This window comes from Halorubellus litoreus (assembly GCF_055378595.1).
This window is the reverse complement of the sequence record NZ_AP043836.1, coordinates 44,830-63,737: the sequence shown is the minus strand read 5'-3', so window position 1 is coordinate 63,737 and position 18,908 is coordinate 44,830. Positions and strand designations below refer to the sequence as shown.

Genomic DNA, 18,908 nt, shown 5'->3' with positions numbered 1-18,908 from the left:
GTCGGGCAAAGAACGAAGCCCACCGCCCCCCAAGTACCACCATGGTAATTGAAAGCACACCGCGGTTCGAGGTCTGCGACCAGGGCGCGGACGTCGACCACGTCATCTCGGGGTTCGCCGCGTACGGGCTCGCCGGTCTCACCGCCGTCGACTACCTCCGCGAACGCCTCGACCTGGAGCCCTGCGGGTACGTCACCACGGACGCCCTCCCGACCATCACGCCGTTCGAGGACGGGCGCCCGCACCACCACACGCGCATCCTGACCCGCGAGGACCTCGACGTCGCCGTCCTCCACGGCGGCCTGTTCGTCCCGAACTCGGCGGCGAAACCGTTCACGGACGCGATACTCGACTGGACCGAGTCCGCGAGCGTCGACGAGGTCGCCGTCCTGAGCGGCGTGCCGATACCGCACGCCCCGGAGGACCACCGGACGTTCCACGTGTCGACGCGCGACTACTTCGACGTTCGCGTCGCGGACGCTGACCCCGAGATTCCCGGGATGGGGAACGGCTTCCTCGACGGCGTCGACGCCGCGCTCGTCGAACGCGGGATGGTCAGCGACCTCGCAGTCGGCGTCTTCCTCACGCCGGTCCACGAACGCGTCCCGGACGTCGACGCCGCGATTCAGCTCCTCGACACCGTCACGCGCCTCTACGATCTCGACGTCGACACCGGACCGCTGGAGGCGTTCGCCGCGGACGTCGCCGCGTACTACGAGCGCCTCCACGAGCGGCTCGAATCCATCCCGGACAACGAACGACCCGAGGACCGTATGTTCAACTGAACAGCAGGTTCCATCGACGACGGCAACCGCGAAGAAAGGAAGGACTGCGCTCGGCCTACAACTCCACGCCGCTCGGGATGAGCGAGTGGTTCCGCAGCAGGTTCCCGTCGTTGTCGTACACGAGGAACGTCGACTTCTCGTAGGACACGAAGTCCTCGCCGCCGAGCGCGATGTCGACGCGGTACTCGCCGTCGTCCCCGGCCTGCTCGCCGTACCGGCGCGCGGCCGTGATGAACGTCCCGACGTCCTCGGCGTCCTCGTTCAGTTCCAGCACGAAGTCCCCCGTCAAGCGGTTCGTGACGCTCACCACGCCGGTCGCGTCGTCCGCGCCGACGTCGTCCTTGTACCGGAACGCGACGTCCGTCTCCTCGGCCGGAAGCGGATTCCCGTTCTGGTCTGTGAGGCGCTCCTCGAGCGTCGCTACGGGGCCCTCGAAATCGATCGATACAGTCGGCTTGGAGGGCTCACCGTCGTCGTCCACCCAGTCGACGTTGCTCACGTCCAGCGTGAAGTAGTCGCGCCTCATTCCACGCTCGAGCCTTAGGTATCCCCCCGTATGAACGTAACGCCCGCCGCCGGCCCGGCCGGTACCGGAACTCCACCGGCCTCGGCGTGACCCCGACCGCGGCGTGACCCATCTGGAACACGTGGCGCGCATCCGATACCGGGACGCGTGACGCGCATCCGATACGCTTTACTCGCCGCCCCGTCCCGTGTGCGTATGGTCTGGGTGAAGTCGGAGTACGCCGAGGAACTCGCGGTCCTCGTGACGTGGCTGTCCGCGCTCGTCCCGTGGTCGATCTCCTACGGGTCGTTCGCGGTCACGTCCGGACAGGACCTCACGCTCGTCATCCTCCGATTCCCGTTCGTCGGTATCCGCTACCAGCTGGGCGTACAGATTCTCGGTGGCACGTCCGTGAAGACGCCACTCCAGTTCCGCCAGGAGGTCGTGAACGCCGGCGGCGGCGCGCTCTCGCAGGTCCCGGGGTACGACCTCTGGCTCGTCGGGGTCGCGTTACTCGCCGTCGCCGTCGTCGTGTCCCTCCTCATGTACTTCGAGGTCGACGCCGCACTCGACGCCATCCCCACGGACCCCGTCAGACTCCTCGGCGCGCTCCTCCTCGGGGTCGCCGTCGTCCTCCTCGGGGCGACGTACGTCCTGTTCACGACGCAGGCAGCGCTGTTCGTGCCCTTCGGCGTGTTCCTCCAGCTCGCGTTCGGCGTCATCCTCCTCCGGGTCGACCGGACCGACGTCGACAGCGCGGACGCGAACGCCGACTCCGCCTGACACCACCGCGAGCCCGTACGCCGCCCGATGCGACCGCGGGCCTTTCTCTCACGAACCCGTCGCCGGCATCGGCTTCGATAGCACTCTCCTCGTACCCAGATGGCCGCCTGATTTAAGTCGACGCTCCACTTATACCCCGGAAACCTGCGGTTCCTGCTCTTCGACGATGTCCGGACACCCACACGAACGACGCGACGACGCCCCCTCCCACGAACGGATACAGTCAGCGGACGCCACGTCGCCGGAGTCACGACTTGCACGACTCAAGCGTCGCGTCGTCCGGACCGTCCAGATGCTCCGCGGCACCACCATCGACCACTCGCGGTACGACCCCGACGAGCACGGCCGGCTCGTGAACTTCGACGGACTCGACGGCTACGAGGAGGTGAACCGGTACTGGGTGAATCCGCCGTTCGCGTTCGTCTCCATCAATCACGACACGGACGCGAACGAGCACCTCTACTACGTCGTCGAACCGGAACTCGACGAGTACGAGCACGCGCTCCTCGAGACGCTGTTCGAGGACGTCCGCGACCCGCTCGTGTACCGGCGCGACATCGAGATGGACGACACCGAGGTCGTGCTCGACGAAGCGCTCCACGAGCACCTCGAGCGGTACGGCGCGGACGTCGACATGACGACGTACTACAAGCTCTACTACTACCTGTGGCGCGCGTTCCGCGGGTACGGGAAGCTCGACCCCGTCATGCACGACCCGCACGTCGAGGACATCTCGTGTGACGGCTACGACCTCCCGCTGTTCGTCTACCACGACGAGTACACGGACATCGAGACGAACGTCCAGTTCGACCAGGAGGCGCTCGACAACTTCGTCGTTCGACTCGCCCAGCACTCCGGCCGCCACATCAGTATCGGCGATCCGATGGTCGAGACGACGCTCCCCGACGGCTCCCGCGCCGAGCTCGCACTCGGCGAGGAGGTCACGCCGCGCGGCTCCGCGTTCACCATCCGGAAGTACGCCGACGAGCCGTTCACGCCCATCGACCTCCTGGACTACGGGACGTTCAACATCGACCAGATGGCGTACCTCTGGCTCGCCATCGAGCACAACAAGAGCCTCATCTTCGCGGGCGGGACCGCGTCCGGGAAGACCACGTCGATGAACGCCATCTCGATGTTCATCCCGCCGCGGTCGAAGGTCCTCAGCATCGAGGACACCCGCGAGCTCTCGCTGTACCACGACAACTGGCTGTCGAGCATCACCCGCGAACGACTCCACGAAGGCACCGACGTGACGATGTACGACCTCCTCCGCTCCGCGCTACGGCATCGCCCCGAGTACATCATCGTCGGCGAGGTGCGTGGCGAGGAAGCGATCACGCTCTTCCAGGCGATGAACACCGGGCACACGACGTACTCGACGATGCACGCCGACTCGGTGCGGACGGTCATCAATCGCCTGGAGAACGAACCGATCAACGTCCCGCGGTCGATGGTCCAGTCCCTCGACATCCTCTGCGTGCAGACGCTCACGCGGATGGACGAGGAGCGCGTCCGCCGGAACAAGACCATCGCGGAGATCGAGGGCATCGACCAGCGAACCGGGGAACTCGACTACTCGACGGCGTTCACGTGGTCGGCCGACGACGACCAGTTCTCGTCCTCGGGGAGTTCGCTGCTGGACGAGATCCGCGAGGACCGCGGCTGGAACCAGGAGGAACTCCTCACGGAACTCCGGAACCGCCGGCGGTTCCTCGAGTACCTCTGGGAGCGCGACATCACGGACTACCGGCGGTTCACCGCGCTCATCAACGAGTACTACGCCGACCCGGAGCGCGCCCTCGACCGCATCGAGGACGTCGTCGGGTCGACGACCACCGCGGACGACGAGGACAGCGACGACGGACTGGACGTGACCCTCGCCGAGGGCGACTGACGGATGTCGTGGGCGAACTGGGTGCCGCTCGGTATCGCGGTCCTCCTCGCGTTGCCCGTGGCGCTCGCGCCGTACTGGGCGTACGCGAACCGCATCGTCAGTCGGTTCGCGCTCGTCGGGTTCGGGTCGTACGTCGAACGCATCGACCGGAAGAAGACCCAGCGCAAGAACACGCTCCGCGCCGCGCACCTGTCGACGACGTACCGCATCTACGCCGCGAAGACCATCTTCTACGCGGCCGTGATGGCGGTCGTCGGGTCGCTCTCCGGGATGTACTTCATCTGGGGGACGTTCGCCGTTCTCGCCATCGACGAGCAGACGATCACGAACACGCTCCCCCAGCAACTACACGTCCTCGCGAACTTCACGGGTCTCCCGTCGTTGACGATCTACGAACTGTTCGTGCTGATGCTCGTAACGAGCGCGACCGTCGGCATCGTCTTCGGCGGGTTGACGTACTGGCTGCGGTGGTGGTATCCGTCGTACAAGGCCGACGAGCGCGCGCGCCGCATCGAGGCGTCGCTCCCGCGAACAATCGCGTTCGTGTACGCGCTCAGTCGCTCCGGGATGGAGTTCCCGAAGGTGATGCGCATCCTCGCGGACAACAAGGCGGTGTACGGGGACGCGGCCGACGAGGTGAACGTCGCCGTCCGGAACATGGACATGTTCGGGCAGGACATGATCTCCGCCATCCATACGATGGCGCATCGAACGCCGAGCGGCCAGTTCAAGGAGTTCTCGGAGAACCTCGCGAGCGTCCTGCAGTCCGGCCGGTCGCTGTCGTCGTTCCTCCAGCAACAGTACCAGGACTACCAGGAGGAAGCCGAGAGCCAGCAGGAGAAGTTACTCGACCTCCTCGCGACGCTCGCGGAGGTGTACGTCACGGGCCTCGTCGCCGGGCCGCTCTTCCTCATCACGATCCTCGTCGTCATCGGCATCGCGGTCGGTGACACCATCCAGCCCCTGCAGGTGCTCGTGTACGTCATCGTCCCGAGCGCGAACCTCCTGTTCATCATCTACCTGTTGTCTGCGACGGACACCATCAGTCAGATACAGCGAATCGACGACATCGACGACCCCATCGAGACGATGACGGACGTTCGTCGCGCGAAGGACGTCCGGTCGGACGGTGGCGTCGAGGCAGGGAGCGAGCGGGATTCGAACGCGGGGATGGAACGCCTGCTCCTGTATCGTCGGTTCCGCTGGCTCGGGCGGAAGCTCGGGAATCCCGGGCGAACGGTCATCGAACGACCGACGGCGTTGTTCTGGGTGACGGTCCCTATCGTGCTCGTGGTGACCGCGGTCCGGTTCCCGCAGACGCTCGTGGAGGGACAGGTCTCTATCCGTGCGTTCGACGACCTGCTCGTGCAGGGGACGTTGTTCGTCGTCGGGACGTTCGCCATCGCGTTCGAGGTGCATCGACGCCGCCTGGAGGCTATCGAGTCCGCGGTCCCGGACCTCATGGACCGCCTGGCGAGCGTGAACGAGGCGGGGATGACGGTCGTGCAGTCCATCGAGCGCGTGCAGCGGAGTGAACTCGGGGCGCTCGACCCGGAGATAGAGCGCGTGTGGCGCGACATCGAGTGGGGCGCGGACGTCGAGACCGCACTCAAGCGCTTCGAGGCGCGCCTCCGCACGCAGATCATCTCGCGCGTCGTGACGTTGACGACGAAGGCGATGAACGCGAGCGGCGACCTGTCGACCGTGCTGCGCATCGCGGGGTCGCAGGCGAAGGCGGACCGGCGCCTGAAGCAGCGCCGGAAGCAGGAGATGTTGACGTACATGGTCGTCGTGTACGTGTCGTTCTTCGTGTTCCTGTTCATCATCGGCGTGCTGTCGACGGTCCTCATCCCGAACCTCCCCGACGGCGGGACGGGCGCGGCATTGAACGGCACGGGGAGTGGCGGTTCGACCGGTGGTGCCGGCGTGGGCGCCGTCGGCGGTATCGGTGGCGGCGGCGTGAACACGGAAGCGTACACGCTGCTTTTCTTCCACTCGACGCTCCTCCAGGGCTTGCTCTCGGGACTCATCGCCGGCCAGTTGTCGACGGGCGACATCCGCGGTGGCGCGAAGCACGCCGCGGTCCTGCTCGCCATCGCGTACGGCGTCTTCCTTCTCTTCATCTGAACCGCGGTCGTTATGCGTGTCGTGGCCGGACCGAGTGACATGGATCGGTCTCGCGAACGCACTCGCGACGTCTACGACCGGATCGCGGCGCACTTCTCGTCGACGCGCGAGTACCCGTGGCCGGAGGTGGAGTCGTTCCTCGATGGCCGCGACGGCGCGCTTGGGCTGGACGTCGGGTGCGGGAACGGCCGGCACGCACAGGGGCTCGCCGCGGTGTGCGACCGCGTCGTGGGTGTCGACACGAGCCGTGGGCTCCTCGAGACGGCCGCGGAGCGAGCGAACGACCGTGAGTACGCGGGGGCTGTCGCGCTCGTCCAGGGGGATGCCTCTCGACTCCCGCTCGCGACCGACAGCGTCGACCTCGCGGTCTACGTCGCGACGCTCCATCACCTCCCGGACCGCGAGCGTCGCGTCCGGAGCCTCGACGAGCTCGCGCGCGTGCTCTCACCGGACGGCGCGGCGCTCGTGAGCGCGTGGTCGACGGCGCACGACACGTTCGAGGACGCGAGCGCGGACGACGACGTGGGCTTCGATACGACCGTCGACTGGACGCTCCCCGGCGGCGAGACCGTCCCGCGATTCTACCACATCTACGCGCCCGCAGAGTTCGAGCGCGACCTCGCGGCGAGCGCGCTCAGTGTCGAGGAGACGTTCCAATCCAGCGGTAATTGTTATTCCAGCGTCAGGTCTGAACGGAAAACATCTTAAGGCCTCGCTACGAAGCACTCTGTGCGCACACCCGTTGGTGTGGGACCTACGCGTCTCGGGGGCCCTCGCGCACGGCTCCCGAGACACAGCGCACCACGCGCTGTCTTCAACCGTAACCATCAAATGCGAGCGACGGCTCCCTCGAAACGAGTGCCGGCGCAACGGTCACCGACGACCGCGCCGCCGCACGACACCGAGCGCACCGGTGGTCTAATGGTAAGACCTTGGCCTTCCAAGCCAATGATCCGGGTTCGATTCCCGGCTGGTGCACTCCCTTCGGTCGTGCGCCAGCCGACGTTCACCTCGCGGTGCTCGGTGAACTCCCGGCTGGTGCACTTCTCCAGCACACTCCGAGCGCGGAGCGACAGCGACGCGCGAGCCGACCGGGAGGAATGCCGAAACGGGAATCGAAGCCTACCAGTCGCGCACAGCGAACGCAGGGAGAGCACGTCTGGTTTCGGTTCGATTTCCGCCCGAGGCACTCTGGTCGCGCCTCAGCCGACGTTCACCTCGCGTTGCTCGGTGAACTCCCGGCTGGTGCACTCCTACGCGGCTCGAAAGCGAGCAGCGTTTGCTACACCTCGTCGAAGGGGATTCGTCGGATGGTCAGGCCGCCGGTCGGTCCGACGACGACGCAGAGCGGAGGGTCGTCGTAGGTCGGTTCGGTCTGGAGCGTCCAGTCCTGGGTCGCCTGCGCGCCCGATTCGAGCGCGGCCGTCACGCGGTACGTGCCCTTGCGGTACGTGACGCTCCCTTGTTCGACCGCGTCGTTCGTTCCGAGGAAGTACTCGTCCTCGAGGATGCGCTCGTCGCGGTTCTCGCCGCGGTAGTCGACGGTCACCGAGAGCGTGTGCGCGTCGGGATGCATGTTGTACGCGCGGAACGCCGCGTCGCCGCCCTCGCAGACCGCGGCGAAGTTCTCGCTCGGGTCGTCGCTCGCGAACACGTCCTCGCAGTCGCTGTAGTAGTCCTGGTAGCGCCCAGTGCGGACGACGAGGTCGCTGCTGACGTAGTACACCGCCGGCGCCTGGCCCCAGTCCGCGTGGACGCCGTCGTCGTAGTTCGCGTACCCCGAGCCGGTCGCGAGCACGTAGTGGCCGTCGTGCATCGCGCGATGGTGGTGCGTCGACGCGCTCGTGGAGACGGTCTCGGCGTCGGGTTCGTGGAGGCTGTTGTACGTCCGGGCGTTCTCGAACGCTTCGGCGAACGCGACGCTCGCGGCCTTGCTCGCGTCGGTCGGGCGGTCCGGGTACGATTTCGGGCCGCTCGGTGCGTCCGCGTACGTGCCGGTGGCGGTGACCGCGCGCGTCGTCGGTTCGGTCATCGCGGGACCGTCGTCGGGCGTCTGTGGGTCGCTGCCGATGGCGTCGTTCAGACACCCGGCGCTTGCGGTGGCGAGCGTCGCGCTCGCCGCCGCGGCGAGGAGTCGACGACGCGGCGTCGTCGAACCAGAGTGGCGTGGGGAGGGCATGCGGGCCGTACTGCTGTCACGGCCGGCATATGTCTTCTGCGCGTCAGCGGGGCCGTCGGTGCGGCCGAGCCGTCACTTCGGGAGCCAGACGATGGGGACGTCCTCCCACGCCCAGCGTTCCTCGGGGTAGTCGGCGACCTCCCAGAAGCTCCGCGGCCAGGTGCCGACGGCGTCGTGGATGGCCTCGTAGGTCAGGGTGCTCTCGCCGTCGAGGACGAGCCGCCAGCGGCGTTCGAACTCGGCGGCGTCGAACGCGTCGGGGTCCTTGCCGTGGCCGACGGGGTCGTCGAGGATGCGCTGGAGGTGCCGGCGGTAGCCGTCGTTGACGTACCCGAGGACGAGGTGGCCGCCGGGTTCGACGGCGTCGTAGAGTGCGCGGAGTGCGGCGGCGGAGTCGGCGACGTAGCTCATCGTGCCGTAGCAGAGCACGGTGTCGAACTGGCGGTCGATGTCGAGGTCCGGGAGTGCGGCCTGCTCGAAGTGCACGTTCGAGATTTCGTCGGTCGCGGCGCGCTCGCGGTTCTCGGCGACGATGGAGGTGGCGGCGTCGTACCCGTAGACGGTCGTGTCGGGGTGCTCGCGGGCGACGTGGAAGGCGACGACGCCGGGACCGCACCCGACGTCCGCGAACGACTCGGGGACGCCCTTCGCGTCGAAGAACTGCGCGAGGAGGTCGCGGACGTGATGCGTGCTCGGCGTGGCGTACTCGCGGTCGGATTCGTCTGCGTCGCGCCAGAACGCGTTCCAGTCGATGGTCTCGGGATGGCTGGCGTCGCTGCGGTCGGATGCGTCTATGGTTCCTGTCATTTTGGGGTGGCCGTGGCTGGTCGGACGGATGCGGTACGGCACCGAATCGTGGGTTTTGGGTGGGTCTTCGTCGGCTTCAGAGGATACCTGCTGCTACCGGAAAAGATTTTCTATTCTGCTTAACAGTCTTCTTCACTTACAACTTCGCACGCTGGGTATTTATAATTTTGGGACCCCGGCGGAACCGTCCCCGCGAACAACCCGAACGAACCTGCTACTCTTCGATATCATGCGGTTCGTGCACCACGCGGTACGTGCAGTCCCCGAACGAGTCCGACCCACCGTCCGCTTCCACCGCCGTACGCCCGTCCACCTCGCCCCCGTCGACGCGCTCGACGCTCGCGGCGTCGTACAACCGGAGGTCGCGCTCCTGGCGCGTCCGCACCGGCACGTCGTAGTGCTCGTTCTCGTACCCGAGGTCGTCACCGGCCTCGCGGGCGTCCGCGACGAACTCCCGATGCGCCGCCAACCGGGCGGCGTTCACGTCCCGCGACACCGCCGGCGCCTCGCTCGCCCGGTCCGCGAACGCCTCAACGAACCCCGCGTCGCGCTCCACGCCCACCGAGTTCCGACCCGCGGCCATCGCCGCCAGACTCGTCGTCCCCGTCCCCCAGAACGGGTCCAGGACCGTCTCCCCGTACACCGAGTACATACAGACGAGTCGATACGGGAGTTCGAGCGGGAACGCCCCCGACCGCTCGCGGAGCGCGTCGTCAGCGAGCGTCTGGCGCTCCCCGCCCACGTCCGTCCACACGTCGCTGAACCACCGGTTGCGTTCCTCCCAGAAGTACGCCGACTCGTAGCGCGCGTCGTCCCCCGGCGGGTACGACCGGGACTCGCCGTTCCGGAACACGAGCACGTACTCGTGCTCGAGGGTCACGTACGCGTTCGGCGGCACCATCCCGCTCCCCATGAACTTCGCCGCCGAGTTCACCGGTTTGCGCCAGAGGACGTCCGGCAGCGGGTCGAACCCGAGGTCCGCGAACGCCTCCACGACGCGAGCGTGATTCTGGTACACGCGGAACCGGTCGCCGACGGTCCGCGTCGCATCCCCGACGTTCACGCACGCGATACCGCCCGGCGCCAGCACGCGCTCGACCTCCGCCCACACGTCGTTCAGGACGTCGTGCATGCGCTCGAACGCCGCCTCACCGTCACCCGCGTCGAGCGCGTCACCGATCTCGGGGTCGAGGTCGGCGAACACGTCGTCCCACATCTCGATCATCGGGTACGGCGGCGACGTCACGACCAGGTCCACGCTGTCCGCGTCGAGCCCCGACAGGTCCCGCGCATCCCCAACGTGTACGCAATGGGTCGTCTCCATCACTCACCCACTCCCCGCGCCACACATATAGGTGATTCTCCACGACCGAACGCCGACGGCGAACCTGGGTCAGCGTCCGCCGGCGCCGAATCACTCGGTGCCCGTCCAGTCCTCGCGCGCGAGCCCGTAGCAGACCATGTCGCGGTGCTCGCCGTCGACGAACATGAAGTCCCGACGGACGCCCTCGCGCTCGAACCCGAGGGACTCGAGGAGCGCGCGCGAGGCGTCGTTGCTCGCGAACGCCTCCGCGCCGATGGCGGGCGTCGGGTACTCGCGGAACGTCCAGTCGACGACGAGACCCACTGACTCGCGCCCGTACCCCTCGCCGTGGTACTCGCCGGCGAGCCAGTATCCGAGGTTCGGGCGCTTGTAGGACGCCTCGCCGACGTGAACGGTCCCGAGGCGCTCGACGTCGTCGGCGTCGGCCGCCCCGCGTCCCGCATCGTCGGCGTCGAGACAGACGAGGAAGTCGTGGCCGTCGTCGTCGTCGCCGGCTTCCATCGCCGTCCGACTCGTCAGCGGGTTGCCGATGGGGTATCGAACCTCGGGGTTGGCGCGCGACCGCTGGACGAACGCGCGGTCCTCGTCCTCGAGCGTCCGGAGCGTCACGCGGTCGCCGGCCACGACAAGTGCACCAGGCATGCCCGCACCGTCTGCCCTGAGGCCGATAAGCGTTCCTCCGGGATGCCACGGACACACGGCCACCGGCCGCGACGAACGGCAGGACCGGCCGGGGCGAAAGCCACACCACGCTGGCCGAGCAACGCTGACGCGTGCACTGCGAGGTCATCGGCTGGCCCGAGGACGGGGCGACGCTCCGCCTGGACTACCGCGAGTTCGGGTACGCCGGGAAGTTCGCGATGTCCTCGACCGGGAAGGCCGTCTGTCACGACCGTCCGCACCCGGTCGCCGAAACCCACGAGGACCCCGCGGACGCGTTCGCCGGCCGCGACAGCGACGACTACGCGACCGACGTCCTCGCCGCGGTCGCGTTCAACGAGGACCGCACCGACGCCAACACGCTCTGGCTCCGGTACGTGACCGTGCGCGCCGACCGCCGCGGCGACGGCCTCGGCCCGCGACTCCTCGCGTTCGTCCGCGACGCCGCCAGCGAGCGCGGCTACGACCGCCTCCGCATCGCCGTCAACAACCCCTACAGCTACGAGGCGCTCTACAAGACCGGGTTCGCGTACACCGGCCGCGAGACCGGTATCGCCGAACTCGTCCTCGAACACCCCGCCGACGAAGCCCTCTCGAGCGACGTCGACCCCGCGGCGCGCTACCGCGAGGGCCTCGACGCGTTCGCCGACCGCGACGACCTCAGCGCGAACGAACGCGAGTTCCTCGCCGCGAAGCACGAACGCGGCCCGCCCGCGGCGACGCGGTGAGGCGGCCGCCGCCGCCGGGGCGCGACGAACCCCCGCTCGCCGCTCACCCCTTGATGTTGCAGACGGGGAAGGTCCGCGCCACCTTGTCGCCGATGCCGAGCGCGTCGCTCACGCGCACGACCTCGTCGACGTCCTTGTAGACGCCGGGCGCTTCCTCCGCGATGGTCGCACCCGACTGTGCTTTCACGTACACGTGCTGCTGCTCGCGGAGGTCCGTCTGGACGTCACCGCCCCAGTAGTCCTGCTTCGCTTGCGTCCGACTCATCGTCCGCCCCGCACCGTGTGCGGTCGACCCGAACGTCTCCGACAGCGAGTTCTCGCCACCGCGCAGGACGTAGCTGCCCGCGCCCATGCTCCCCGGGATGATGACCGGCTGCCCGACGTCCCGATAGGCCGCCGGCAGTTCCGGGCGGCCCGCCGGGAACGCGCGCGTCGCGCCCTTCCGATGCACGAACAGCTCCTTCTCTTTCCCATTCACTTCGTGGACCTCTTTCTTCGCGATGTTGTGCGCGACGTCGTACAGGAGGTCCATCTCCATCGCCTCCCAGTCCCGGTCGAACACGTCCTCGAACACCTGGCGCGTGCGGTGCATGATGAGCTGGCGGTTCACCCACGCGAAGTTGATGCACGCGCACATCGCGCCGTAGTAATCCTCGGCGAGCTGACTGCCCGCCGGTGCCGCCGCGAGGTCGCGGTCCGGGAGCTGGTCGACGAACCCCGAGTGACGCTTCTCGATGTCGCGCACGTAATCCTGACACGTCTGATGGCCGAGCCCGCGACTCCCGCAGTGGATGAGCACCACGACCTGGTCCTCGACGAGCCCGAACTCCCGTGCGACGTCCTCGCGGAACACGTCCGTCACGCGCTGGACCTCAAGGAAGTGATTCCCCGACCCGAGCGACCCGACCTGCTTCCGGCCACGTTGCTTTGCCTCCTCCGGCACCTTCGACGGCTCCGCGTCCGGCCGCTTCCCCTCGTCCTCGCAGTGCGCGAGGTCCTCGGGGACCGCCCAGTCCTCCGCGAGCGCCCACTCCACGCCACCCTGGAGGATGCGATTCACGTCCGCCACCGATCCCTCGAAGATACCGCCCGCACCCAGGCCCGTCGGCACGTTCTCGAACAACGCCTCCACGAGCTCCTCCTCGCGCCCGCGAACGTCCTCGTACCGGAGATTAGTTTTCATCATTCTGACACCACAATTTATATCAAATCCGACAGCTCCAGGTGATATACAGCCGTTCTCGGCATCTGTGGCGCCGACGCCACCGACGGGGAACCCGTACCCCTGGTGGGCGTCCGGCATCGCGAGCGCGTACTTCTGGATGCCGGGGAGGTGCGTCGCGTTCTTGAGCTGCTGGAGGCTCATGTCGTCGCTGATCTCGTCGAGGAGCGTCTCGCTCGCGAGGACGCGCGCCGGCGCTCGCATCCCCTCGCTCTCGTCCTGGGGGATCTCCCACACGTAGTCTCGGACCTTGTGGAGCGTGATGCCGTCGGCGTCGTACGTGGTCATGTGCTAGCAGTCGGTCGCGCCGGCGGAATAGGTTTCGTCTACGCGGCCGAGTCGTCGGCCGTGCGCTCGTCGCAGGACGCGGCCGCGTCGGCGGATACGGTCGCGGCTGCGTCCGCGTCGTCGTCGCCGAAGACGGCGTCGAGCGAGTACGGGCCGGCGCCGGTTATCATGAGCGCGGACGCGAGTCCGAACAGCGAGAGGTGCGCGAGCACGGGGTCGTCGGGGAGGCCGAACAGCGTGAGCGTGAACAGGCCGAGCGAGAGCGCGGCGGTCGCGCGCGTGTAGAGGCCGACAGCGAGGACGACGCCGACCGCTATCTCGGCGAGTGCGGCGCCGACCACCCAGAGTTCGGGGGCGACGGGGACGACCGCGGTGAGGTCGTACTTCGCGACGACGGCGAGCGCGTACCCGGGGTTGAGGAGCTTCTCGACGAGGCCGAGGTAGACGAACGTCACGGCGAGCGAGAGCCTGATGGCGACGGGGACCAGGGGCGTGGCGGGAGCGACGCGCTCGCGGAACCGAACGGCGAGACCGTGGACGGGGTCGATGCGGCCGTACGTGCTCTCGTCGTCCGCGGCGAGCCGTCCGAGGACGTCGTCCGCGCTCGGCCGGCCGCTCCCGACGGCGACGAGCGCGAGGAACCCGCCGACGTACTCGAACTGGAGCGCGAGCGCGGGTTCGACGCCGAGGCCGTACGCGTAGAGCACGAGGCCGACGGCGGCGACGAAGCGCGTCGCGAGCCCGAACAGGAGCAGGAACCCGAGGCCGATGAAGAGGAGTCGTGCGTCGCTCGCGACGAGCGGCGTGAAGTAGTAGCCGCTGAAGCCGGCGCCGACGAGCGGGATGCCGATGGCGAGTCGGAGCAGCCACGGGAGGAGGTCGCGGTAGTCCGTCATCGCGGCGGCGAACAGCGCGCGGTCGCGCTCGAACGGCCGAACGCGTTCGTACGCGAGCACGCTCGCGACGGCAGCGAGTGCGCTCCCGCCGAGGATGGCCGCGTGCAGCGGGACCGCGAGCGTGGTCGCGACGAACGAGACGATGGATGCGACGTCCGCGGGCTCGTCGACGACGTACCGGACGTGCGCGCTCGCGGTCCCGGCGAAGGCCGTGATGGCGAGCGCGAGCACCAACCCGACGCGTCGCGTGAGACGCTTCATGGTCCACTGTTCGGTCCCAGAACGTAAACGCACCACGACGGTTCTCGTGGGGCGACCCCCCAGAGACCGCTCAGACGTCGAAGACGACGTACGCGTACCACTCGTCGTCGCGCTCCTCGACGACCATCTGCGAGAACGTCACCGCCTTCACCTCGCGAGCGTCGACGTCCGCGAGGTCGACGCCGCGAGCGGTCGCCTCCAGTCGATACTGATTCTCGTCGCCGCCCGCGGCCTGCGCCGCGTCTTCGTCGTCGATTCGCGAGATCGCGACGTCGTTGTCGACGGGGAGGACGCCGCGGACGTCGCGCTCGTAGATGAGGCGTCCGAGGTAGTCGTACAGGAGTCCGTCGAGGTCCTCGGCCTCCCGTTCGACCGAGAACCGCTCTCCGCCCGTCGCGGGAACGTCGTCGCACTGCGCGGACGCGAGGCCGTCAGCGACCGCCGCGAACACTGCACTCGTCGACTCGCCGGTCGCTTCGACCGCCACGTCCGCGGTGTGCTCGCGGAGCGCGAACTCGCCCGTCATCGTCCCTCCGCGTCCGTGTCCGCGTCCGGACGCGTCGGTCCCGACGGCTTGTCGCGGTCGCGCTCGAACGCGTCGACGTCCACGAACGCGTCGTCGTCGGCCGTCCCGTCACCCGCATTCGGTTCGGGGTCGGTCGCGTCGGCGTCGTCGGCTCCGGCGTCCGAGTCGCGCGTCTGGTCGCGCCACCGCCCACTGGGTGCATCCGCCGGATCGACGTCCGCGGGCGTGTCGAAGTCACTCCCGAGCGACCCCTCGGTCCGCCCGGCCGCGACGTCCGACGGCGTCGCGTGCTCCTCGCCGAGCGTCTCCTCGACTCGCTCGCGCTCGACGTCCCCCGGGTGCGCGTCGCTCGCCCCGAGCATCTCCTCGTCGCTATAGGACTCGACGCCGGACGGAACCGCCTCCTCGCCAGGCGAATCCGGTTCCGCGTACGACTCGTACGCACCGCGGCGCTCCGCCGCGCTCGCGCCGCGACGCTGCCGTTCGCCAGCGTGCCCGTCCGGCGCCGCCTCCGCACCGACCGCCACCTCCGACGTCGCTCCGAGCCGCTCAAGTTCGTCCGCTGACAGGCTCGACCGACCACTGACGTCGTCCGGCCCCCCCGTCGCCACGCCACTCGTCACGACCGTCCGGATGCCCTCGTCGACCGTCATATCCACGTCCATCACGCGCTCGCTCGGCACGTGCACGAGATGCCCGCCCATGACGGGGTTCGGCGCGAGCGGCAGGAACAACGTCACCAGGTCCCGTTCACCAGCCGCATCCTTCAACGACCCAGCGGACTCCGCGGTGAGGAACCCGAGCGTGTACGCGCCCTCGTGGGGGAACTCCACGAGCTTCACGTCCCGGAAGCTCTGCTGGTCGCTCTCCATCATCACGTCACTCATCTCCCGGAAGCTCTCGTAGATTGACCCAAACCCCGGAACGCGCGCGAGCGCCGCGTCCACGTACTCGATGAACGTCTCCCCGTACCGGAACTGCGTGAGGAACCCGACGAGGAACACGATAGCGATCAGCACCCCGACCGCCGCCCCCAGGAGGATGGGGCTCGCGCCCTGATTCCCGGTGACGTCCAGCAACGTCGTCATATAGTTCAGGATGTACTGGACGACCGTTGCGAGCACGAGCACCGTCACGGCGAACGGCACCACGACCGCCAGCCCACCGATGAACGCATCCCTGACCAAATCGACGACGCTCCGACCAGCCTCACGCGGCGACGAGTACTCGCCACCCGACCCTGACTCCATTACCACCCACAACAGGGCGAGCCAGCAAAGGGATTGGGGAGACACAGTTAGGCCCCACCCACCCCCACACGCCCCCACCGAACCACACGCACGAACACCCCCAGAGACGACACCACCACCACCGTACGCTGGTGCGAGCGGGCAACCTGAAACGGCCGCCTGGCGGCGGCCGTATGCTCGTGCAAGCAAACAGCGTGAAACGGCGCCCTGGAGGGCGCCGTATACTCGTGCGAGCCGTAGTCCCGAAACGGTGACCTGACGGTCACCGTATGCTTGTGCGAGCGGGGGTGCCGATGGAATTATACCTGTGTGTCTCGGATTCCCATCCTAGTGAGCGTCAACGTCGACACACGCGTCATCGGTCCCGGGAACGACGACCTGGTGACCGAGGCGTGGCAACTGAAGGAGCAGATTCGACGGGCCGAAGGCGTGCTCAAGCAGCGCCGTGACTTCTTCACGGACGCCTACCGTCGGTCGACGGTGCAGGCGTTCGTCGCGGACGGCGTCGAGCCCGAACTCATGGGGTTCGTCGCCGTGCGCCGCGACGGCTACATCCTCTTCCTCGCGGTCGCCCCCGAGCACCGCGGCGAGGACATCGGGAAGAAACTCGTCGCGCGCGTCGCCGACGACCACCGCACCGTCACGTGTCACGCGCGAACGACGAACGAGAACGCCTTGCAGTTCTACGAGCACCTCGGGTTCGAGGTGAAGCGCCGCATCGACAACTACTACGAGGACGGCGGCGACGCGTACTATCTGAAACTCGGCGACGACGGCGGCCTGACGACGCGACTCCAGGAGATTCTCCGCGGGTGAAGTGACGGTTTGACCCTACGGCACGCTTTTCGGGTAGTCCTGACTACGGTCGAACATGAACGTCGATATCGACCCCGGAGTGCTCCTCCGGGAGAGCGTCCCGATCGCAGTCGTCCTCGGCGTCTGGGTCGCGCTCTCGCTGCTCGGCGGGGCGGCCGCCGGGCCCGCGCTCCGGTACGCGGGCGTCGCGATGGCGCTCGGGTACGTGCTAGTCAGGAGTCGCTCGCTCGCCGACCGCACCGAGCGCGCGTCGCTCTCGATGGCCCCAGCCGCCATCGTCCGCGCGAACGCCACGCCCGTCATCGGCGGCGCGCCGTGGTTCGTCGCCGCGCGCCTGCTCCCGGTCGTCGGCCAGGGTTGGGAGGCGCTCGGCCTCCCCGGCGGGTTCACCAGTCCCGCGCCCGCGATCCAGTTCCTCGCGGCCGCCGTCGGATTCCTCACCGTCGTCCTCTACGTCGCCGTCTTCGCGCGAACGCACACGACGGCGGTCGGCGATACCGGCGGTCGCCCGAGCAGTACCAACGCAGCCACCGGCGACGACTGACCACCCGAACGCGTTCGGAAACGTCGCGCCTTGCGTCACCGGTTGCCATACCGTTTAGGGGGCCGCGTCCGTCGGTCCGCGCATGGAGTACGACGACCCCGAACGCGGCAGTGAGGTGGCGTCGCGAGCGCGCGAGTTCGTCCGCGAGGAAGTCATCCCCGTCGAACGCGAGTACCTCGGCGAGTCGAACGTTCCCGACGACGTCATCGCGGACCTCCGCGAGAGAGCGCGCGAGTACGACGTCTACGGGCCGCAACTCCCCGAAGAGTACGGCGGGCTCGGGATGGACTTCCGCGCGATGCTCCCCGTGTTCGAGGAGGCAGGCCGGAGCCTGCTCGGCGGGCTCGCGATGCGGTGTTCCGCGCCGGACGAGGGGAACATGCACACGCTCGAGCACTTCGGGACCGACGAGCAGCAGGAGCGCTGGCTGGCGCCGCTCGCGAGCGGCGAGATGAATTCGGGGTTCTGTATGACCGAACCGATGCAGGGCGGCGGCTCGGACCCGAAGATGCTCCAGACGACCGCGCGGAAGGACGAGGACGCCGACGAGTGGGTCATCTCGGGGCACAAGTGGTGGACGACCGGCGGGAGCGAGGCGGACGTGTTCCTCGTGATGGCGCGCTCGAACCCGGACGCCCACCCCTACGAGGGCACGAGCCTCATCATCGTCCCGCGCGACACGGAGGGCGTGGAGGTCGTCCGCGACGTCCCGCACACGGGCGGGGAGCCGGTTGGGTCGAGTCACGCGGAGGTGAAGTTCCACGACGCGCGCGTCCCGGTGGAGAACACGCTCGGCCCCGAGGACGGCGGGTTCATGGTCGCACAAGCCCGGTTGGGGCCGGCGCGACTCACGCACTGCATGCGGTTCGCGGGGATGGCCGACCGCGCGCTCGACATCGCCACCGCGTACGCGAGCGAACGCGAAGCGTTCGGCGAACCCCTCAGCGAGAAGCAAGCGCTCCGACACGAGATCGCCGACCACCGCACGAGCCTGCACGCCGCACGGACGATGATCCGGCACGCCGCCGACGGCATCGCCGCCGGCGACGAGGCCCGCATCGAGGTGGCGATGGCGAAGACGTTCACCGCGAACGTCGCCCAGGACGCCGTCGACACCGCCGTCCAGGTCTGTGGCGGGAACGGCATCGGGAAGGACCTCCCGCTCGCTGATTTCTACGAGAACGTCCGCGCGTTCCGCATCGTCGACGGCGCCGACGAGGTCCACCGGCGCTCCATCGCACGCTGGGCGTTCGGCGACCCCGACAGCGAGGAGCTCGCGGGCATCACGCGCTACGACGACGACCTGTAGC

General features: G+C 68.3%; 18 protein-coding genes and 1 tRNA gene. 10 read left to right on the top strand and 9 right to left on the bottom strand.

Going from position 1 to position 18,908, the window contains the following annotated elements; all coding sequences use genetic code 11:
* Positions 1–41: 41 nt before the first annotated feature.
* The gene (locus ACZ48X_RS04665) at positions 42–785 is read left to right on the top strand and encodes a proteasome assembly chaperone family protein (RefSeq protein WP_336350261.1); all 744 of its coding nucleotides are present in this window, start codon (positions 42–44) and stop codon (positions 783–785) included.
* A gap of 55 nt (positions 786–840) precedes the next feature.
* Here ACZ48X_RS04665 and ACZ48X_RS04660 read toward each other — a convergent pair whose 3' ends face one another.
* Positions 841–1,311, bottom strand: coding sequence for a DUF5793 family protein (locus tag ACZ48X_RS04660; RefSeq protein ID WP_336350262.1), 471 nt, complete (start codon positions 1,309–1,311; stop codon positions 841–843).
* A 195-nt stretch (positions 1,312–1,506) separates the two neighbouring features.
* On the opposite strand from ACZ48X_RS04660, the gene ACZ48X_RS04655 reads away from it, so the two are divergent.
* The 5 genes from ACZ48X_RS04655 (at position 1,507) to ACZ48X_RS04635 (ending at position 7,075) form a co-directional block, all read left to right on the top strand.
* On the top strand, positions 1,507–2,073 hold the full coding sequence (locus ACZ48X_RS04655; protein ID WP_336350263.1) for a DUF7549 family protein: 567 nt from the start codon (positions 1,507–1,509) through the stop codon (positions 2,071–2,073).
* 166 nt (positions 2,074–2,239) lie between these two features.
* Positions 2,240–3,970: a type II/IV secretion system ATPase subunit gene (locus ACZ48X_RS04650; protein WP_336350264.1), complete on the top strand. Its 1,731-nt coding sequence runs from the start codon at positions 2,240–2,242 to the stop codon at positions 3,968–3,970.
* A gap of 3 nt (positions 3,971–3,973) precedes the next feature.
* On the top strand, positions 3,974–6,097 hold the full coding sequence (locus tag ACZ48X_RS04645) for a type II secretion system F family protein (protein WP_336350265.1): 2,124 nt from the start codon (positions 3,974–3,976) through the stop codon (positions 6,095–6,097).
* Positions 6,098–6,136: 39 nt separating this feature from the next.
* Positions 6,137–6,805, top strand: coding sequence for a class I SAM-dependent methyltransferase (locus ACZ48X_RS04640; protein WP_336350266.1), 669 nt, complete (start codon positions 6,137–6,139; stop codon positions 6,803–6,805).
* Positions 6,806–7,004: 199 nt separating this feature from the next.
* Positions 7,005–7,075, top strand: a tRNA-Gly gene (locus tag ACZ48X_RS04635).
* Between the two features lie 304 nt (positions 7,076–7,379).
* On the opposite strand, the gene ACZ48X_RS04630 is transcribed toward ACZ48X_RS04635, so the two are convergent.
* The 4 genes from ACZ48X_RS04630 to ACZ48X_RS04615 all read right to left on the bottom strand — a co-directional run bounded on the left by ACZ48X_RS04630 (position 7,380) and on the right by ACZ48X_RS04615 (position 11,049).
* The gene (locus tag ACZ48X_RS04630; protein ID WP_336350267.1) at positions 7,380–8,276 is read right to left on the bottom strand and encodes a hypothetical protein; all 897 of its coding nucleotides are present in this window, start codon (positions 8,274–8,276) and stop codon (positions 7,380–7,382) included.
* A 72-nt stretch (positions 8,277–8,348) separates the two neighbouring features.
* Positions 8,349–9,083: a class I SAM-dependent methyltransferase gene (locus tag ACZ48X_RS04625; protein ID WP_336350268.1), complete on the bottom strand. Its 735-nt coding sequence runs from the start codon at positions 9,081–9,083 to the stop codon at positions 8,349–8,351.
* 214 nt (positions 9,084–9,297) lie between these two features.
* Positions 9,298–10,407, bottom strand: coding sequence for a DNA-methyltransferase (locus ACZ48X_RS04620; RefSeq protein ID WP_336350269.1), 1,110 nt, complete (start codon positions 10,405–10,407; stop codon positions 9,298–9,300).
* A gap of 90 nt (positions 10,408–10,497) precedes the next feature.
* The gene (locus ACZ48X_RS04615; protein WP_336350270.1) at positions 10,498–11,049 is read right to left on the bottom strand and encodes a GNAT family N-acetyltransferase; all 552 of its coding nucleotides are present in this window, start codon (positions 11,047–11,049) and stop codon (positions 10,498–10,500) included.
* Between the two features lie 131 nt (positions 11,050–11,180).
* On the opposite strand from ACZ48X_RS04615, the gene ACZ48X_RS04610 reads away from it, so the two are divergent.
* Positions 11,181–11,795: a GNAT family N-acetyltransferase gene (locus tag ACZ48X_RS04610; protein WP_336350271.1), complete on the top strand. Its 615-nt coding sequence runs from the start codon at positions 11,181–11,183 to the stop codon at positions 11,793–11,795.
* Positions 11,796–11,838: 43 nt separating this feature from the next.
* On the opposite strand, the gene ACZ48X_RS04605 is transcribed toward ACZ48X_RS04610, so the two are convergent.
* From ACZ48X_RS04605 to ACZ48X_RS04590, 4 genes are all read right to left on the bottom strand, one after another.
* On the bottom strand, positions 11,839–13,305 hold the full coding sequence (locus ACZ48X_RS04605) for an RtcB family protein (protein WP_336350272.1): 1,467 nt from the start codon (positions 13,303–13,305) through the stop codon (positions 11,839–11,841).
* A 38-nt stretch (positions 13,306–13,343) separates the two neighbouring features.
* Positions 13,344–14,462, bottom strand: a complete 1,119-nt coding sequence (locus ACZ48X_RS04600) for a DoxX family protein (RefSeq protein ID WP_336350273.1) — start codon at positions 14,460–14,462, stop codon at positions 13,344–13,346.
* A gap of 70 nt (positions 14,463–14,532) precedes the next feature.
* A complete protein-coding gene (locus ACZ48X_RS04595; RefSeq protein WP_336350274.1) occupies positions 14,533–14,988 on the bottom strand; it encodes an archease in 456 nt (151 codons plus the stop codon).
* Complete coding sequence (locus tag ACZ48X_RS04590; protein WP_336350275.1) at positions 14,985–16,238, bottom strand: DUF502 domain-containing protein; 1,254 nt, start codon at positions 16,236–16,238, stop codon at positions 14,985–14,987. The genes ACZ48X_RS04595 and ACZ48X_RS04590 overlap by 4 nt, the downstream gene beginning before the upstream one ends.
* A 330-nt stretch (positions 16,239–16,568) precedes the next feature.
* On the opposite strand from ACZ48X_RS04590, the gene ACZ48X_RS04585 reads away from it, so the two are divergent.
* The 3 genes from ACZ48X_RS04585 (at position 16,569) to ACZ48X_RS04575 (ending at position 18,907) form a co-directional block, all read left to right on the top strand.
* Entirely contained in the window at positions 16,569–17,054 is a 486-nt protein-coding gene (locus tag ACZ48X_RS04585) for a GNAT family N-acetyltransferase (RefSeq protein WP_336350276.1), read from the top strand.
* Positions 17,055–17,109: 55 nt separating this feature from the next.
* Positions 17,110–17,598: a hypothetical protein gene (locus ACZ48X_RS04580; protein WP_336350277.1), complete on the top strand. Its 489-nt coding sequence runs from the start codon at positions 17,110–17,112 to the stop codon at positions 17,596–17,598.
* 82 nt (positions 17,599–17,680) lie between these two features.
* Positions 17,681–18,907, top strand: coding sequence for an acyl-CoA dehydrogenase family protein (locus ACZ48X_RS04575; RefSeq protein WP_336350278.1), 1,227 nt, complete (start codon positions 17,681–17,683; stop codon positions 18,905–18,907).
* Position 18,908: the final 1 nt, after the last annotated feature.

Bases quoted from the DNA above. Each gene is read 5' to 3' on its own strand.
- ACZ48X_RS04655 (WP_336350263.1), top strand. From the start codon at position 1,507: ATGGTCTGGGTGAAGTCGGAGTACGCCGAGGAACTCGCGGTCCTCGTG.
- ACZ48X_RS04600 (WP_336350273.1), bottom strand. From the start codon at position 14,462: ATGAAGCGTCTCACGCGACGCGTCGGGTTGGTGCTCGCGCTCGCCATC.
- ACZ48X_RS04590 (WP_336350275.1), bottom strand. From the start codon at position 16,238: ATGGAGTCAGGGTCGGGTGGCGAGTACTCGTCGCCGCGTGAGGCTGGT.
- ACZ48X_RS04665 (WP_336350261.1), top strand. From the start codon at position 42: ATGGTAATTGAAAGCACACCGCGGTTCGAGGTCTGCGACCAGGGCGCG.
- ACZ48X_RS04605 (WP_336350272.1), bottom strand. From the start codon at position 13,305: ATGACCACGTACGACGCCGACGGCATCACGCTCCACAAGGTCCGAGAC.
- ACZ48X_RS04580 (WP_336350277.1), top strand. From the start codon at position 17,110: ATGAACGTCGATATCGACCCCGGAGTGCTCCTCCGGGAGAGCGTCCCG.
- ACZ48X_RS04575 (WP_336350278.1), top strand. From the start codon at position 17,681: ATGGAGTACGACGACCCCGAACGCGGCAGTGAGGTGGCGTCGCGAGCG.
- ACZ48X_RS04625 (WP_336350268.1), bottom strand. From the start codon at position 9,083: ATGACAGGAACCATAGACGCATCCGACCGCAGCGACGCCAGCCATCCC.
- ACZ48X_RS04595 (WP_336350274.1), bottom strand. From the start codon at position 14,988: ATGACGGGCGAGTTCGCGCTCCGCGAGCACACCGCGGACGTGGCGGTC.
- ACZ48X_RS04615 (WP_336350270.1), bottom strand. From the start codon at position 11,049: ATGCCTGGTGCACTTGTCGTGGCCGGCGACCGCGTGACGCTCCGGACG.
- ACZ48X_RS04645 (WP_336350265.1), top strand. From the start codon at position 3,974: ATGTCGTGGGCGAACTGGGTGCCGCTCGGTATCGCGGTCCTCCTCGCG.
- ACZ48X_RS04640 (WP_336350266.1), top strand. From the start codon at position 6,137: ATGGATCGGTCTCGCGAACGCACTCGCGACGTCTACGACCGGATCGCG.
- ACZ48X_RS04620 (WP_336350269.1), bottom strand. From the start codon at position 10,407: ATGGAGACGACCCATTGCGTACACGTTGGGGATGCGCGGGACCTGTCG.
- ACZ48X_RS04650 (WP_336350264.1), top strand. From the start codon at position 2,240: ATGTCCGGACACCCACACGAACGACGCGACGACGCCCCCTCCCACGAA.
- ACZ48X_RS04630 (WP_336350267.1), bottom strand. From the start codon at position 8,276: ATGCCCTCCCCACGCCACTCTGGTTCGACGACGCCGCGTCGTCGACTC.
- ACZ48X_RS04660 (WP_336350262.1), bottom strand. From the start codon at position 1,311: ATGAGGCGCGACTACTTCACGCTGGACGTGAGCAACGTCGACTGGGTG.